Annotated in this window: 16 protein-coding genes; 10 read left to right on the top strand and 6 right to left on the bottom strand. The window is 75.7% G+C overall.

Going from position 1 to position 15,732, the window contains the following annotated elements; all coding sequences use genetic code 11:
• The first annotated feature begins 3 nt into the window (after positions 1-3).
• Genes FZC61_RS13325 through FZC61_RS13315 form a run of 3 tightly spaced genes read left to right on the top strand, consistent with a single transcriptional unit; the run spans position 4 to position 2,998 of the window.
• Positions 4-636, top strand: coding sequence for a DUF4126 domain-containing protein (locus FZC61_RS13325; protein ID WP_148614676.1), 633 nt, complete (start codon positions 4-6; stop codon positions 634-636).
• On the top strand, positions 627-2,075 hold the full coding sequence (locus FZC61_RS13320) for a hypothetical protein (protein ID WP_148614675.1): 1,449 nt from the start codon (positions 627-629) through the stop codon (positions 2,073-2,075). Before FZC61_RS13325 ends, FZC61_RS13320 begins: the two co-directional genes overlap by 10 nt.
• 32 nt (positions 2,076-2,107) lie before the next feature.
• Positions 2,108-2,998 carry a sensor histidine kinase gene (locus FZC61_RS13315; RefSeq protein WP_148614674.1) on the top strand — a complete coding sequence of 297 codons (891 nt, stop codon included), beginning with the start codon at positions 2,108-2,110 and terminating at the stop codon, positions 2,996-2,998.
• Positions 2,999-3,209: 211 nt separating this feature from the next.
• On the opposite strand, the gene FZC61_RS13310 is transcribed toward FZC61_RS13315, so the two are convergent.
• The gene (locus tag FZC61_RS13310; RefSeq protein ID WP_211357245.1) at positions 3,210-3,734 is read right to left on the bottom strand and encodes a P-loop nucleotide/nucleoside kinase family protein; all 525 of its coding nucleotides are present in this window, start codon (positions 3,732-3,734) and stop codon (positions 3,210-3,212) included.
• 22 nt (positions 3,735-3,756) lie between these two features.
• Here FZC61_RS13310 and FZC61_RS13305 point away from each other — a divergent pair, with 22 nt between their 5' ends.
• On the top strand, positions 3,757-5,100 hold the full coding sequence (locus tag FZC61_RS13305) for a phytoene desaturase family protein (protein ID WP_148614672.1): 1,344 nt from the start codon (positions 3,757-3,759) through the stop codon (positions 5,098-5,100).
• Positions 5,101-5,149: 49 nt separating this feature from the next.
• Here the strand turns inward: FZC61_RS13305 and FZC61_RS13300 are convergent, their stop codons facing one another.
• Both FZC61_RS13300 and metF read right to left on the bottom strand, forming a co-directional pair.
• Entirely contained in the window at positions 5,150-5,758 is a 609-nt protein-coding gene (locus FZC61_RS13300; protein WP_148614671.1) for an SIMPL domain-containing protein, read from the bottom strand.
• A 39-nt stretch (positions 5,759-5,797) separates the two neighbouring features.
• Positions 5,798-6,685 (bottom strand): methylenetetrahydrofolate reductase [NAD(P)H], encoded by an 888-nt coding sequence (metF, locus tag FZC61_RS13295; protein WP_148614670.1) that lies wholly within the window; start codon positions 6,683-6,685, stop codon positions 5,798-5,800.
• Between the two features lie 31 nt (positions 6,686-6,716).
• Here metF and FZC61_RS13290 point away from each other — a divergent pair, with 31 nt between their 5' ends.
• Entirely contained in the window at positions 6,717-7,811 is a 1,095-nt protein-coding gene (locus FZC61_RS13290) for a polyprenyl synthetase family protein (RefSeq protein ID WP_246142679.1), read from the top strand.
• A 7-nt stretch (positions 7,812-7,818) separates the two neighbouring features.
• Here the strand turns inward: FZC61_RS13290 and FZC61_RS13285 are convergent, their stop codons facing one another.
• The 3 genes from FZC61_RS13285 to FZC61_RS13275 are packed head-to-tail and all read right to left on the bottom strand — an operon-like array spanning position 7,819 to position 9,181.
• Positions 7,819-8,223, bottom strand: coding sequence for a barstar family protein (locus FZC61_RS13285; RefSeq protein ID WP_211357244.1), 405 nt, complete (start codon positions 8,221-8,223; stop codon positions 7,819-7,821).
• Positions 8,224-8,230: 7 nt separating this feature from the next.
• Positions 8,231-8,788: a guanyl-specific ribonuclease gene (locus FZC61_RS13280; RefSeq protein WP_246142678.1), complete on the bottom strand. Its 558-nt coding sequence runs from the start codon at positions 8,786-8,788 to the stop codon at positions 8,231-8,233.
• Positions 8,789-8,794: 6 nt separating this feature from the next.
• Positions 8,795-9,181 carry a helix-turn-helix domain-containing protein gene (locus FZC61_RS13275; RefSeq protein WP_148614669.1) on the bottom strand — a complete coding sequence of 129 codons (387 nt, stop codon included), beginning with the start codon at positions 9,179-9,181 and terminating at the stop codon, positions 8,795-8,797.
• Between the two features lie 165 nt (positions 9,182-9,346).
• Between FZC61_RS13275 and FZC61_RS13270 the strand changes: the two genes are divergently transcribed.
• The 5 genes from FZC61_RS13270 (at position 9,347) to FZC61_RS13250 (ending at position 15,678) form a co-directional block, all read left to right on the top strand.
• Positions 9,347-11,374: a Stk1 family PASTA domain-containing Ser/Thr kinase gene (locus FZC61_RS13270; protein ID WP_246142677.1), complete on the top strand. Its 2,028-nt coding sequence runs from the start codon at positions 9,347-9,349 to the stop codon at positions 11,372-11,374.
• 50 nt (positions 11,375-11,424) lie between these two features.
• The gene (locus tag FZC61_RS13265; protein WP_148614668.1) at positions 11,425-12,330 is read left to right on the top strand and encodes a DMT family transporter; all 906 of its coding nucleotides are present in this window, start codon (positions 11,425-11,427) and stop codon (positions 12,328-12,330) included.
• A 254-nt stretch (positions 12,331-12,584) separates the two neighbouring features.
• Positions 12,585-13,625 (top strand): 3-deoxy-7-phosphoheptulonate synthase, encoded by a 1,041-nt coding sequence (gene aroF, locus FZC61_RS13260; RefSeq protein ID WP_246142676.1) that lies wholly within the window; start codon positions 12,585-12,587, stop codon positions 13,623-13,625.
• A 121-nt stretch (positions 13,626-13,746) separates the two neighbouring features.
• Positions 13,747-14,826, top strand: coding sequence for an NADase-type glycan-binding domain-containing protein (locus FZC61_RS13255; RefSeq protein ID WP_148614666.1), 1,080 nt, complete (start codon positions 13,747-13,749; stop codon positions 14,824-14,826).
• 60 nt (positions 14,827-14,886) lie between these two features.
• Entirely contained in the window at positions 14,887-15,678 is a 792-nt protein-coding gene (locus FZC61_RS13250) for a lipase family alpha/beta hydrolase (protein WP_211357243.1), read from the top strand.
• Positions 15,679-15,732 lie beyond the last annotated feature (54 nt).

Here is a 15,732-nt window from a genome sequence, read left to right as displayed (position 1 = left end):
GTCGTGGAGTCACTCGCGCTGGCGTTCTCCAGCGGGTGGGCCAGCGGGGTCAACGCCTACCTCGTGGTGCTGGTCCTCGGCATCGGCGAGCGCCTCGGGGCGGCCGACGTGCCCGAGGTGCTGGGCCGCTGGGAGGTGCTCGCGGCGGCCGCGTTCATGTACGCGATCGAGTTCGTCGCCGACAAGGTCCCCTACGTCGACCCGACCTGGGACGCCATCTCCACCGTGACCAGGCCGACCGCCGGGGCGGTGGTCGGCGTGCTGATCGCCGGCGACGCCGACTCGCTCCACCAGGCCGTCGGCGCCGCGGTGGGCGGTGGCACCGCCCTGGCCTCCCACCTGGTCAAGGCCGGTGGCCGCCTGGCGGTCAACTCCTCCCCCGAGCCCGTCACCAACATCACCGCGAGCGTGGTCGAGGACCTCCTGGTGCTCGGCGTGGTCGCGTTCGCGATCAGCCACCCGGTCGCGGCCGCGTCGGTCGCGGGCGTCCTGCTGCTGGTCGGCCTGGTCGTGCTGTGGTTCGCCCTCAGGCTCGTACGCCGCGGCTGGCGGCGCTTGCGCATCCGCCGCTCACGCCGTGACCGCACCCCCGTCGACGCCGCCCGCGCGACACCGGGGGCGCCCCCGTGGACCTGAGCGACGACGACACCCGCGCCGCGGTGGTGGCGCGCCTGGGCGCGCTCTACGCCGGCCGGCGGGTGGTGCTCGGGCCCGGCATCCTGGCCGGGTTCACGCCGCTGGTCGCCCGGCTGCGCGACCTGGGCTGCCCGGTGCTGGTGCTCTCGACCGGCACCGGCGCCGGTCCGCTGCCGGGTCCCGACGAGTGCACGGTCGTCGAGGTCGCGCTGCCGCCGACGGCGTCGATGACCGAGGAGGTCCGGGTCCTCGACCGGGTCACCCGCTCTCTGCCCGCCGACGTCGTGGCCGCCGTGGAGGCCTTCGACCCCGAGCGCCGGGCACTGTGGCGCGCGACGCCGTTCGTGACCAGCGACGAGCCGGTGCTGGGGCGCCCCGTGCTCGGCGGTCGCCCTGCGGCGTGGCTGGCGCTCGAGGACAAGATGCTCGCCGACGCCATCTGGGACGCCGCCGGGGTCCGCCGCGCGTCCTACCTCACGTGCGAGGTCGACGCGGCCGCGCTCGAGGCCGCGAGCACTGCTCTCTCCGGGCCCGACGACCTCGGCGTGGTCTGGAGCGGTGACGCGCGCGACGGGCTCAACGGCGGCGGCAACTTCGTGCGGTGGGTGGGCGACGAGCAGGACCGCGCGGCGGCGTACGCGTTCTTCGCGCCGCGCTGCGACCGGGTCCGGGTGCTGCCGTTCCTCGACGGCGTGCCGTGCTCGATCCACGGCGTCGTGCTCCCCACGGGCACCGCGGTGTTCCGCCCCGTCGAGCTGGCGATCCTGCGCGAGCCCACGACGCGGTCGTTCGTCTTCGGCGGGCTGTCGACCTGGTGGGACCCTCCGGCCGCCGATCGCGACGAGATGCGCACCGCGGCCCGACGCGTCGGCGACCACCTCGCCGCGGTCCACGGCTACCGCGGAGCCTTCGGCATCGACGGCGTCCTGACCGTCGACGGCTTCCGCCCCACCGAGCTCAACACCCGGGCCTCGGCGGGCATCAGCACGCTCGCCCACGTCGACCCGGCCCTCTTCATGCTGCTCCAGGACCACCTCGTCGCCGGTCTCGACACTGGCCTCACCGTCGACGACGTCGAGTCGCTGCTGCCCCTGGTCGACGCGCGACGCAGCGGCCGTCCGTCGATGGTCGGGCAGGGCGTCTCCCTCGGCACGAGCGGCACCCTCTCCTACGACGTCGTGCTGCGTGACGGGCTCCTCGAGCGCGCCGACGACGAGACCACCGGCACCACCCTGGTCGCCGCCGACACCCCCGTCGGGTTCTTCGCCACGCTCGACCCCTGCGCGCTGCTCGCCCCCGGCGACCGGCTGGCGCCGCTCAACGTCGCCCTGGCCGCCCACCTCGACGAGGTCCTCGACGTCGACTTCGGCCCGCTCGAGGCCCCCCCCGACCTGCGTACGTCCGTGGTGCCGTCCCGGCGCGGGTCTTTGGCCCCGTGACCACCCGGCGCGAGGGCGAGCAGACTGGGTCCGTGCAGATCGACGAAGGCCGCCTGAGCCCGTCCACGGACGAGCTGCTCGACGCGCTCGGGCACGCCGTGATCGCGACCGACACCCAGGGGACGGTGCTGTACTGGAACGACGCTGCCGAGCACCTGTACGGCTGGCCCGCCGCGGACGCCGTGGGGCGCGACATCACCGAGGTGACGGTGCCGGAGGTCTCCCGGCAGGCGGCCGACGAGATCATGATGGCGCTGCGGGAGGGTCGTGCGTGGTCCGGCGGGTTCCCGGTCCGGCACCGCAACGGCCAGGTCCTGCACGCGCTGGTGACCGACAGCGGCGTCTACCGCGACGGGGAGCTGGTCGCCATCGTCGGCGCCTCCCTCAACCTCGGGGACGCCGTCCGGCACCTGATGGAGCGCTCGAGCGACGCCGCGGTCCTGGTCGACGAGCAGCACGTCGTGAGCTACGCCAGCCCGGCGGTCGGGAGCCTCTTCGGCTGGCGGGTCGACGAGGTCGTGGGCGCGGTCCTCGCCGACCAGATCCACCCCGCGGACCACCGGGCCTTCGCCGAGCTGCTGGTTCCCGACCCGTCCCGGACCGAGCGGATCGGCGAGGTCCGGGTCCGCACCGACGACACCTGGACCTGGGTCGAGGTCGCGGTGACCGACCTCTACACCCAGCCCGGACCGCAGGGCGCGGTCTGCAACATCCGGCGCAGCGAGCGCCTGGCGCGCCTCGAGGAGCGCGAGCGGATCGTCGACGCGGTCCACTCCGAGGTGCTCCAGGACCTGTTCGTGGCGGCGCTCGACCTCGACCGCGCGCTGACGCACGCGTCACCCTCGAGCGCGGCCCGGATCGAGGCCGCTCGCGACGCCGTGGGGCGCGCCCTGGAGACCCTCCGCGAGGTCGTGAAGCCGTAGGGACCGCCGCTCGAGGCGGTCGACGACGAGCTGGTGCTGACCGGTCGCAGCGGTCGCGTCGCCGGCCGGTGGCGTCGTCTCGTAGCGCGACAGGCAGGTCGGGCCGGGTCTGCGCCACACGGGCCCTGACGCGGTGCCTGCGACACCAACGAGTCCGACCTGCCCGTTCCTCTCCGGACCGACGGCGTGCGACGTCGACCACCTGCGGTGGTCAGCCCGCCCCCGGTCCCGCCGGCGGGTCGTCGTACGACGCGAGCTCGGCGGCGTCGACCGGCTGCCACCACCGCTCGAACGACTCGAGCTGGGCCCGGGTGATCACCACGGCGCCCTGCTCCGCGTTGCGGCGCTCGACGCGGCGCCACCGCTCCTCCAGCGGTACGTCGAGCACGCGCAGCTCCACCGCGGCACCTGTCTCGCGCGCCTGGTCGCGCATCCGGCGGCGCGCCACGCGGCTCCACAGCCCGAACTCGACCACCACCGTCAGCCCACGGGCCACGAGGTCGAGGCCCTGCGCCCACTGCAGCCGCTCGAAGGCCCGGCGGGCCCGCGGGTCGTGCGGGTCGACGCCCAGCGCGACCAACCACTCGTCGGGGCACAGCCGCACGGCGTCGCGCTCCTCGGCCAGCCGGCGCGCGAGCGTGGTCTTGCCGGCGCCCGGCATCCCGCAGACCAGCACGACCCGTCCCGCACCCTGTCCCGCACCCTGTCCCGCACCCGGTGCCCGACCCTGCTCCACGGCCTCACCGTAGGGTGCGCGCATGGCGCGCGTGGTGGTGGTCGGCGGTGGGTACGGCGGGATGGCGTCGGCCGCCCGGCTGGCCAAGCTCGGCCACGACGTCACGCTGGTCGAGGCCGGGACCCGGCTCGGCGGCGCGCTCACGGCGGTCGAGTCGCAGGGGTTCACCTGGGACGCCGGCCCGTCGATGCTGCACGTGCCCGCGGTGGTGCGCGACCTGTTCCGCAAGACCGGGCGCGCCCTGGAGGCCGAGCTCGGCGTCGAGACCGGCCAGGAGCTGACCCCCCTCGAGATCGTGCGCGAGCACAGGTTCGTCGACCGCAGCGTGCTGCGGCTGCCGGCGGGGTCGCGCCGCGCGCAGACCGCGGCCTTCGACGAGCTCGGCAAGGGCCTGGGGCAGGCCTGGGACGACTTCGTGACGCCGTACGCCGACGTGTGGGACGTGCTGCGCCGCCACTACTTCGAGGAGCCCTGGACCCCCGGCCACCTGCCACGCGAGGTCGCCGCGATCCTCGACAGCCGCGACACCCTCCACAAGGCGCTGCGCCGCGCGTTCCGCGACGACCGCCCGGCCGCCGTCGCCGGGCACCTCTTCGTCGCCGAGGGCCACGACCTGCGCAACGTGCCGGCGTGGGCCGGGGTCGCGACCCACCTCGAGCAGCTCTTCGGCGCCTGGACCCTGCCCGGCGGGATGCACCGGCTGCGCGCCCTGCTCGAGGCCCGGCTCGCGACCCGCGAGGTCACCGTCATCCTCGACTCCCCCGTGCTCGACCTGGTGGTGCGCGACGGCCGGGCCGTCGCGGTGCGCACCGCCCTGGGTGAGGTCGCCGCCGACGTCGTGGTCTGCGCGGTCGACCCGCGCCGTCTGCCGACGCTCGCGCCCCTCGTCGAGCGCACCATGCCCACGTTGCCCCCGGTCATCACCCACCTCGGCCTCGAGGGCGACGCCACCGACGCCACCGAGGCCGGCGGCCTCGCGCTCACCGACGAGACCGTCGTCCACGGCGACCCCACGGTCGTGGTGCGCCCCGGCGGCACCGCACCCCCCGGCCACACGGCCTGGACGCTGCACGGGCGCGGCCGGCTGTCGGAGGACATGCTCAAGGTCCTCGCCCGCGCCGGCCTCGACGTGCGCGACCGCGTGGTGGCCCGCGTCGACCGCACCCCCCTCGAGACCGTGCAGGCGTGGGGCGGCTCGCCCTACGGCGTGCTGTGGCAGGGCCGCGGGACGGTCCGGCAGCGCCTGGGCCCCACCACCCCGGTGCCGGGCGTGTACGCCGCCGGCGCGCACGCCACCCCCGGCTCGGGCCTGGCCTACGTCGGGCTGGGCGCGGCGCTGGTCGCCGGCGTCGTCGGCCCGGCCTGAGCCGCGCCGGGCTCCCCGGGTCCCCGGGTCTCACCGGGCCCAGCCGGGGTCAGCCGATCTCCCAGGTGACGGTCACCGTGGCGGCGACGTCCTCGCTGCCGCCCTCGAGGCCGACGTCGGCCTTGGCCAGCGCCTGACGGGCGACGGGTGCCGCCCCCGCCGACGAGCCCTCGACCACGGAGACGACCGAGCCCAGCGACGTGCCGGCGAGCCGGGCCAGGTGCTCGGCGCGGGCGTGGGCGTCGGCGTACGCCGCCTCGCGGGCACCGGCCAGGTCGTCGGCGCCCGGGGTCGCGGCGAGGGCGACGTCGTCGACCGCGAGCTGGTCGCCGACCTCGTCGGCCAGCCCCTGGAGCACGGCCGCGGCGACCTCGAGCCCGGCGCAGCGGACCTCGAGGGCGTGGCGCGCCTCGAAGCCGGCGGGCCGCCCGTCGCCGTCGTGCTGGGGCCACGTGTGCAGCCCCCGGGTGGCGACCGTGGCCCCCGCGGCACGCGCGCGCACGACCGCGACGAGCGCGGCGCGCGCCGACTCCGCGCCCGCGAGCGCCTCGGAGAGGGTCGGGGCCCGGTGGACGGCGGCGACGCCGAGCACGGCGGCGTCGTGCGGGACCGGCACCGCGCCGACGCCGGTGGTGGTGACGGTGCGGACGTTGATCATGGTCCGACCGTAGCCCCGCGCCGCCGGCGCTGGGACCCGTCAGACCCTGATCTGCAGCCGCTCGAAGATCTCCAGCGTCGCCTTGGAGTAGTTGAGCGTGTAGAAGTGCAGGCCCGGCGCACCGCCGGCGAGCAGCTCCTCGCAGAGCTCGGCGGCGATGGCGATGCCCTCGGCGCGCACGGCGGCCGGGTCGTCGTGGGCCGAGATGCGCGCCACGATCTCGTCGGGCACCGAGGTGCCGATCAGCTCGCCCTGGCGCTGGATCGCGGTGAGGTTGAGGATCGGCATGATGCCCGGGAGGATCGGCATGTCGACGCCACGGGCCCGGACCCGGTCGACGAGGTCGAAGTAGTCCTGGGCGCGGAAGAACATCTGGGTCACGGCGTACTCGGCGCCGGCCCGGGCCTTGGCGACCAGCACGTCGGCGTCGGCGTCGCGCGACGCGGCGCTCGGGTGACCCTCGGGGAAGGCCGCGACGCTGATGCGGAAGTCGCCGCGCGAGCGGGCCAGCTCGACGAGGTCGAGGGCGTAGGTCAGACCACCCTCGGTGGGGGTCCACGCGGCGCGGGGGCCCTCGGGCGGGTCGCCGCGCAGCGCCATCACGTGGTGGACGCCGGCCTCGGCGTAGGTGTCGAGGATCTTCTCGAGCTCCTCGCGGGTGTGGCCGACGCAGGTGAGGTGGGCGACCGGCGTCAGGGTGGTCTCGCGGGCGATCCGGCCGGTGATCTCGACGGTCGTGTCGCGCGTCGCGCCGCCGGCGCCGTAGGTCACCGACACGAAGGTCGGTTGGTAGGGCTCGAGGGCCTGGATCGCGCGCCACAGGCGCTCGACGCCGGCCTCGTCCTTGGGAGGGAAGAACTCGAAGGAGATCGAGCGCTGCCCGCTCCCGATGAGCTCGGCCATGCTGACCCCGCGACCCGTTGCCATGGGCCCGAGTTTATGGCTCTAGCCTCGAAGCGTGGGCATCGGCGACATCTCCTGGACAGAGCGTTGGGACGGCGTCGGGTTCCGCACCGCGCTCGACGCGAGCCTCACCGACTTCCTCGACGCGCAGGGCGCGCTGCTCGCGCCGCTGGGCCCCGACGCCGATCGGCTGCTGACCGAGGCCCGTACCGCCGTCGCGGGCGGCAAGAAGTTCCGTGCGGCGTTCTGCCACTGGGGGTTCCGGGCCGTGCAGCCGGTCGTGGGCGACGACGAGGAGGCCATGCTGCTGCGGGCCTGCACGTCGCTCGAGCTGCTGCACGCCAGCGCCCTGGCCCACGACGACCTGATGGACGCCTCCGACACCCGTCGCGGCCGGCCGGCGGCCCACCGCGCGCTCGAGGCCGAGCACCGCGCGGCCGGCTGGCGCGGCGACCCCGAGCAGTACGGCGCCGCCGCCGCGATCCTGCTCGGCGACCTGCTGCAGGCGTGGGCCGACGAGGCGCTGCGCCGCTGCGGCTTCGACTGGTCTCGGGTCGGACCCGCCCTCGAGGTCTTCGACCTGTGCCGCACCGAGGTGATCGCCGGGCAGTTCCTCGACGTCTCGGTGCAGGCCCGCGGCGCGGCCGACGTCGACGCCGCGATGACCGTGCTGCGCTACAAGTCGGCCAAGTACTCCATCGAGCGCCCCCTCCACGTCGGCGCCGCCCTGGCCGGCGCGGGCCCCGAGGTGCTCGACGCGCTGACCGGCTTCGGCCTGCCGCTCGGCGAGGCCTTCCAGCTGCGCGACGACCTCCTCGGGGTCTACGGCGACCCCGCCACCACCGGCAAGCCCGCGGGCGACGACCTCGTCGAGGGCAAGCGCACCGTCCTGGTCGCCCTGGCCCTCGAGGGAGCACCCGCGGCCGACGCGGCCCTGCTCGACTGCTCGCTGGGCACCCCGCTCGGCGGCGACGAGGTGGCGCGGCTGCGCGAGGTCATCGACGCCAGCGGGGCCCACGCACGCGTCGAGGCCCTCATCACCGAGCTCGCCGACGTCGCGGTCGCCGCCCTCGACGCAGCCGGCCTCGACCCCGTGGCCACCGAGGTGCTCACGGGGCTGGCCGGGGCGGTCACCCAGCGGGTGCTCTGAGCGAGGCTCAGTCGAGCCAGGGCAGCGCGAGGTCGGGCCCCGGGCCCCGCAGCAGCAGGGTCAACGACTCCTCCAGCAGCTCGACGGCGATGCCGAAGACCCGCGGCTCGGCCCGCGCCAGGCCACCCCAGGCGTCCCAGAGCAGCACGGTCGACCCCGGCCCGCCGGGCAGGTCACCCAGGCAGTCGTGCAGAGCGTCGAGGTTGCGGCCGTACCAGTCGGGGAACCCGAGCGCCGCAGCCAGCGCGTCGTGCAGCTCGGGCGCCGTGGCGACGTGCGCGCCGTCGACGTGGGCGAACCGTCGCCCGGCCAGCTCGACGGTATGGCGCACGTCGGCGACGTCGTACGCCGCGTGCCACCGGTAGGCCCCCGGGGGCGTGCGGCCGGCCAGCAGCCCGGCCAGGCCGCTCACGCCGACCTCACCGCCGGATCCGCTCGAACGACGCGTAGTGGTCCTGGGTCCAGTAGAGCTCGCCGTCGGCACCGGCCACGATTCGCCGCGCGCCCCGATCGTCGGAGCCCGGGGTCTCGACGGTGAACTCCTCGTAGTAGCCGCGCTCGCGCTCGGGCAGGATCAACTCGAAGTTGCCGAAGGTCGAGCCGTCCTGGGCGTAGGGGTAGGGCGGCCCCCGGTCGATCAGGTCGACGGTGTCGGACGCCTGCGGCGGCAGGTCGGCCAGGTCGACGTAGGGCAGGCCGCTGCCGGGGTCGGTCGCGGGGTCGGTCGCGGGGTCGGTCGCGGGGTCGGTCGCGGGGTCGGTCGCGGGGTCGGTCGCGGAGGGCGCCGACGACACCACCGGGGACGGCACCGAGCTGGTCCGGGCGCCCGGGTCGAGCGCGGTGGTGCCGGTGCCGGGGTCACGCCCGTTGAGGAACCAGACGCCGAGCACGACCAGCAGCACCAGCACCATCGACAGGGCGCCGGAGGTGCGGGGGACGAACCCGTCGGGGCGGGGCGGTACGCGGTGGATGACCACGCCGCCTCAGAACGCCATCGCCTGGGCGCGTCGCTTCACCTCGGTGCCGCGGTTCTCGCGCAGCGCGTCGATCGCCCGGCCCGGGAAGTCCTGGTCGAGGAACAGCCACGCGATGCACTCGCGGTCGTCGTAGCCGTTGTCGTGCATCACCGTGAGCAGCCCGGGCAGGCCCTTGACCGGCAGGCCGTCCTGGATGAGGTCGGCCGGCACCTGCTGGCCCGCGCCGGGGGTCGGGACGGCCGCCGCGAGCTCGTGCTCGCGGATCATCGTGCGGACCTTGCCGACGCTGACCCCCAGCCGGCGGGCGGCCTCGGCCCAGTCGATCCACTCGGGCACCAGCGCGGCCAGGTCGGCCTCGGCCAAGGGGGGCGGGGTGCTCGGATCGGTCGACATGGCGCCAGTTTTGCACGCCACGCCGGGGCCGGTGGCGCCGCCCGGCGGGCGCCGCCGCCGTACCATGGGCACTCCGGCGTCTTCCCCCCGCCGGTCAGGAGGGTCGACGTGCAGACACGCCCCGGCGCCGGCGGCGCGCGGCCTGCCGTGCCCGCAGAACGTGGTGTGCCTCCCAACCCTCTCACCGGGCGGCTCCTCGACGGTCGCTACCGGCTCGGCCCCCGGATCGCTCGTGGCGGGATGGCCAGCGTCTTCGAGGCCCTCGACGTCCGGCTCGACCGGACCGTCGCGGTCAAGGTGATGCACGCCGGGCTGTCCGACTCCGACTCCGACCGCGACTTCGCCGAGCGGTTCGTCCGCGAGGCCCGGGCCGCGGCGCGGCTCTCGCACCCCCACGTCGTCGCCGTCCACGACCAGGGCGACGACGACGGCGTCGTCTTCCTCGTCATGGAGCTGGTCAGCGGCCACACGCTGCGCGACACCATCGCCAAGGAGAGCCCGATGCCGCCGGCGCGGGCGCTCGCCCTGATCGAGCCCGTGCTCTCCGCGCTCGCCGCGGCCCACCGGGCCGGGCTCATCCACCGCGACGTCAAGCCCGAGAACGTGCTGATCTCCGACGACGGACGCGTCAAGGTCGCCGACTTCGGGCTGGCCAAGGCCATCAGCGCCGACACCCAGCACACCGCGACCCAGGGCGTGCTGATCGGCACGGTGTCCTACCTCGCCCCCGAGCTGGTCGTCGACGGCCGGGCCGACGAGCGCGCCGACGTCTACGCCGCCGGGGTCCTGCTCTACGAGCTGCTCACCGGGGTCAAGCCCCACGAGGGCGAGACCCCGATCGCGGTGGCCTACAAGCACGTCCACCACGACGTGCCCCCGCCCTCCGAGCGGGTCCCCGACCTGCCGCCGTACGTCGACGCGCTGGTCGCCCGCGCGACCGCGCGCGACCGCACCCGGCGTCCGGCCGACGCGGCGGTGCTGCTGCACCAGGTGCACCGGGTCGGCCAGGCCCTGGCCGAGGGGCTGCGCGACGACCCCGAGCTGACCCAGGACCTCGCCCTGCACCCGGCCCCCCGCCTCGACGACAGCGACGACCGCGGCGGCCCCCACGACCTCGACCCGCACGGCACCACCGACCTCGACGAGCTGGCCGCCCACGCCTGGGAGCCGTTCGACCGGGCCCAGCCGACGACGATGCTGCCCCAGCTGCCCCCGCCGACCCGGCCCGTACGACGCGACGTGCGCCCCCCTGACCGCCCGGCACCGCGCGGCCCGGTCGGCCCGGTCGGCCCGGTCGGTGGGCGCCCCCGCCGACGCCGACGGGGGCCGCTGCTGCTGGCCCTCGCGCTCGTGGTCGCGCTGGCCATCGGTGGTGGCGCGTTCTGGTACGGCTGGGCGCGCTACACCGTGGCCCCCACCGTCACCGGGCAGGACCAGGCGGCCGCCGTCGCCAGCCTCGACGACGCCGGCCTCGACGTCGCCTACGCCGACCCGGTCTACGACCCCGACCTGCCGGCCGGCACGGTCGTCGCCGCCGACCCGCGCGGCGGCGCCCAGGTGCTGCCGGGCGACACCGTGACCCTCACCCTCTCGCTCGGCGAGCTGCGGGTGCCCACGGTCCGCGGCCTCGACGAGGACGCCGCCCAGGACGCCCTGATCGAGCGCCAGCTCGAGTTCGGCGAGAGCACCGGCCGCTGGTCGGACAAGGTCCCCGAGGGCATCGTGCTGGCCAGCGACCCGCCGGCCGGCACCGAGCTCGAGCCGGGCACCACCGTCGACCTCGTGCTGTCCAAGGGCAAGCGGCCGATCCCCGTGGGCCGCTGGGTCGGCCAGCCGGTCGACGACGTCACCGCCCAGCTCGAGCGCCGCCGGCTGGTCGCGCGCGTGGTCGGGCGGGAGTACAGCGACGAGGTCCCCGAGGGCGACGTCATCTCGCAGAGCCCCGAGTCCGGCACCCTGACCAAGGGCGGCGTCGTCGAGCTCGTCGTCTCGCGCGGTCCCGAGCTGGTCGAGGTGCCCGACACCTACCTCTTCGGGGTCGCGGCGGCCGAGCAGGCCATGCGCGACGCCGGCTTCGACGTCGACGTGCAGGACGCCCCCGGCGGCTTCGGCCTCGGCTACGTCACCCGCAGCGACCCCGGCTTCGGCAGCCGGGCGCCCGTGGGCAGCACCATCACCCTCTACGTCGTCTGACCACCCGCCCCGTCCGGGGCGCGCGATCCCGAGGCTGCCAGGCTGGGCCGGTGTCCGACCGTCCGAGCCGCGCGACCCTGGCGACCCTCGCGCTGCTCGCGATGACGATGGTGTGGGGCTCGACGTTCATCCTCATCAAGGACCTCCTCGAGCGCGTCCCGACGCTCGACTTCCTGGCCGTGCGGTTCCTGGTCGCCGGGGCCGTGATGCTGGTCGTGGCCCCGCGGGCGATCGGTCGGCTCTCCCCCGAGGCACGCCGCCGCGGCCTCGTGCTCGGCGGTCTCTACGGCCTCGCGCAGATCCTGCAGACCGCCGGGCTCGCGCACACGGCAGCGAGCGTGTCCGGCTTCGTGACCGGGCTGTACGTCGTCGCGACGCCCCTGCTTGCCGCCGTGCTGCTGCGCACCCGGCTGACCGCCTGGACCTGGGGCGCGGTCGTGCTCGCCACCACCGGCCTCGCGGTCCTGACCCTCGACGGCCTCTCGATCGGCTACGGCGAGGCGATCACCCTGGTGGCCGCGATCCTCTACGCCCTGCACATCGTCGCGCTGGGCGCGTGGGCCGACGCCGACGAGGCGCTCGGGCTGTCGATCCTGCAGCTGCTCGTGATCGCGACGATCTGCCTGGTCGCCACCGCCCCCGACGGCGTGGTGCTGCCCGCCTCGGCGGGCGACTGGCTGTCGGTCGTCTACATGGCGGTCGTGGCCGGCGCGGCCGCCCTCATCGCGCAGACCTGGGCGCAGGCCCACCTCGCCCCCACGCGCGCCGCGATCGTGATGAGCATGGAGCCGGTCTTCGCAGCGACCTTCGCGGTGGGGCTGGGCGGCGAGTCGCTCACCTGGCGACTGCTCGGCGGCGGCGCGCTGGTCGTGGCCGCCATGCTCGTCGTCGAGGCCGGGCCGCGGCGTACGACCCAGGGCCCGGACCCCGGCGACGTCCAGCACCTCGCGGTCTGACCCCGCGTCCCTCCTGTCCACGGACTGGCACACCACGGCCACCGCGCCCCACCCCGGCTAGGGTTCGTCTCGTGGCGCGCACCTATTTCTTCGGACACCTGCCGGGAGCTCCCGTGCAGGCTCGTCCCTAGACGCGCCCGCACCCACCAACGCCCCGGCCGATGGCCCGGGGCGTTCGTCATGCCCGGGCCGGGCCGCCGGAGCACCGCCCCCAGCACGACACAGAGAACACGAGGAACACCATGGTCGTCGTCATGTCCCCGGACGCCACCGACGAGGACGTCGCGCACGTCGTCGAGAAGGTCGAGTCGGTCGGCGGTGAGGCGTTCGTCAGCAAGGGCGTCGTCCGCACCATCATCGGCCTGGTCGGCGACCTCGAGTCCTTCCACGGGCTCAACCTGCGCACCCTGCGCGGCGTCGCCGACGTCCACCGGATCTCCGACCCCTACAAGCTCGTCAGCCGCCAGCACCACGCCGAGCGGTCCACGGTCTGGGTGGGCGCCGAGGGCAGCCGCCGGGTGCCGATCGGCCCCGACACCTTCACCTTCATGGCCGGCCCGTGCGCGGTCGAGACCCCCGAGCAGACCCTCGAGGCCGCCCGGATGGCGCAGTCGGCCGGGGCGACGATCCTGCGCGGCGGCGCCTACAAGCCGCGCACGTCGCCGTACGCCTTCCAGGGCCTGGGCGTGCGGGGGCTCGAGATCCTCGCCGACGTCAGCGCCGCGACGGGCATGCCGGTGGTGACCGAGGTCGTCGACGCCCGGGACGTGCCCGTGGTCGCCGAGCACGCCGACATGCTGCAGATCGGCACCCGCAACATGGCCAACTTCGGCCTGCTCCAGGCCGCCGGCGACGCCGGGAAGCCGGTGCTGCTCAAGCGCGGCATGACCGCGACGATCGAGGAGTGGCTGATGGCGGCCGAGTACATCGCCCAGCGCGGCAACCTCGACGTCGTCCTGTGCGAGCGCGGCATCCGGACCTTCGAGCCGTCGACGCGCAACACCCTCGACATCTCCGCGGTCCCGGTCGTGCAGGCGACCAGCCACCTGCCGATCATCGTCGACCCCTCGCACGCGGCCGGCCGCAAGGACCTCGTCGTCCCGCTGTCGCGCGCCGCCATCGCGGTCGGCGCCGACGGCATCATCGTCGACGTCCACCCCGACCCCGAGTCGGCGCTGTGCGACGGCCCGCAGGCCCTGCTCGGCACCGAGCTGCGCGAGCTCGCCCAGGCCTGCCGGCGCCTGCCGGCCATGGTCGGCCGGGTCGGCTCGCACGAGCGGGTCGGCCAGGGCTGACCCGGGGGCCGACCGGCGGCTGACCGGCGGCTGACCGGGGGCCGGGTACGGGGTTCGTCCCCGTCGTGGTGGGCCGCGCTTGGTTAGGGTGGCCCGCAACCCAGCCCGGAGGAGTCGACCGTTGGACCTGTGCGCACGCTGCGGCCACGCCCTCGGCGTCGGCCGCTACTGCGTCAACTGCGGGCACCCGCGCGACGCCGGCACCGACGCCGCCACCGACGCCGCCACCGCCGGCGACGACTGGCGCACGGCCACCGCGGAGCGCCCCGCGGTCCCGTCGGCCGACCCCGCCGGGTCGTCCTGGGCACCCGCCGCACCACCGCCGGTGTTCGAGACCCCGCCCCAGGCGCGCTACCCGATGTACGCCGACGACCCCACCGGTCCGCCCGGGCCGGTCGCTCCCGCCGCCACCCCCGCGGCCTGGGACACCCCGACCACGGTCGGGGCCGGGGGCGCACCACACTCGCACGCCCACACGCACGCCCACGGCCGGCGCTCGGCGCTGCCCTGGGTGGTGGGCGCCGCGGTGCTGCTGCTCCTCGTCGGCCTCGGCGGCTTCCTGCTCCTCGGCGGGGGCTCCGGCGACAACGGGGACGGCGAGGCGAGCGACGTCGGGCAGCAGGCACCGGCCACCGGCTCGGCCAGCCCGACCGCCCCCAGCACCGCGCCGTCGACCTCGACCCCCACGGACCCGACGTCGTCCCCCACTGCGGTCTTCCCCGACGACGCCACCGACGTCGCGAGCGCGGCGACCGCGGTCGCGCCCGACACCGCCGAGCCCGGGGTCGACGTCAACGGCAACGCGGTGCGCTACGACGCCTACAACATGCTCGACCGCCAGGACGACACCGCCTGGCGCAGCCCCGGCGACGAGAGCGGCTCGACCCTCACCTTCACCCTCGACCAGCCGACCCGGCTGGCCGAGGTGGGCCTGCTCAACGGCTACGCCAAGACCGACCCGGGCTACGACGGCTACACCGCCAACCGGCGGGTCCTGGCCGTCGAGTGGGTCTTCGACGACGGCACCGTGGTCCCCCAGTCGCTCACGCAGTCGCGCTCGGTGCAGAGCATCGACGTCGACGTCGTGACCAGCGCCGTGCAGCTGCGGATCCTCTCGGTGAGCCGGCCCGCCCCGGGCCCGCGGGGGCGCGACTTCACCGCCATCAGCACCGTCCGGCTGCTCGGCGTACCCGCGTCCTGACCGGCGGCCGGGACCGGCGGTTAGGAGTGGCGGCTAGGAGCGGCCTCGTAGCGTGGCCCGGTGAGCACGTGGCCGGGCTGGCTGGGCCGACTGTCCCCCGCACGCCGGCGGCTGCACCTCGGCGTCGCTTGCCTGGTGGTCGGGGCGCTCGTGGTGGTCGGGGTGCGGGCGGTGCTCGACCGGTCGGCTGACGACCCGGCCCCGGTCGACCAGGCCCGGCGCGGCCCGGTCCTGCTCGTGCCCGGGTACGGCGGCTCCACGACCGCCCTGGAGGACCTGGCGGCCGCGCTGCCCGGCGCCGAGGTCGTCGCTCCGCCCGGTGACGGCACCGGCGACCTGCGTGAGGCGGCCCGGGCCCTCGCCGACCGGGTCCGCGAGGTGCTCGAGCGCACCGGCGCGCCGTCGGTCGACCTGGTCGGCTACTCCGCGGGCGGGGTCGTGGTGCGCTACTACGTGGCCGAGCTCGGGGGCGCCGCGGTCACCCGACGGGTCGCGACGGTCGCCTCGCCCCACCACGGCACCGACCTGGCGGCGCTGGCCACCAGCATCGGCAGCGGCACGTGCAGCGAGGCCTGCCGCCAGCTCGACCCCGGCAGCGACCTGCTGCGCGCCCTCAACGCCGGCGACGAGACCCCGGCCGGGCCGCGCTGGTTGTCGGTGTGGACCGAGACCGACCAGACCGTCGTACCCGCGGACTCGGCGGTGCTCGACGGTGCCCGGTCGGTCGACCTGCAGGCGACGTGCGGCACCGGTCCGCTGTCGCACGGCGAGGTCGTCCGCGCCCCGGTGACGGTGAGCGTCGTCGAGGCGTTCCTCGGCGCGGGCGGCAGCGACTTCCTCGTCGCCTGCTGAGCGTCGCGGCGCCGGGAGATTCACCGCTCCAGCGGTGAAACTCCCACCCGGGAG

This window comes from Nocardioides rubriscoriae (genome assembly GCF_008087085.1).
In the GTDB taxonomy this organism is placed as follows: domain Bacteria; phylum Actinomycetota; class Actinomycetes; order Propionibacteriales; family Nocardioidaceae; genus Nocardioides; species Nocardioides rubriscoriae.
The sequence above is the reverse complement of the archived record's forward strand: the minus strand, read 5'-3'. Positions and strand labels throughout refer to the sequence as shown.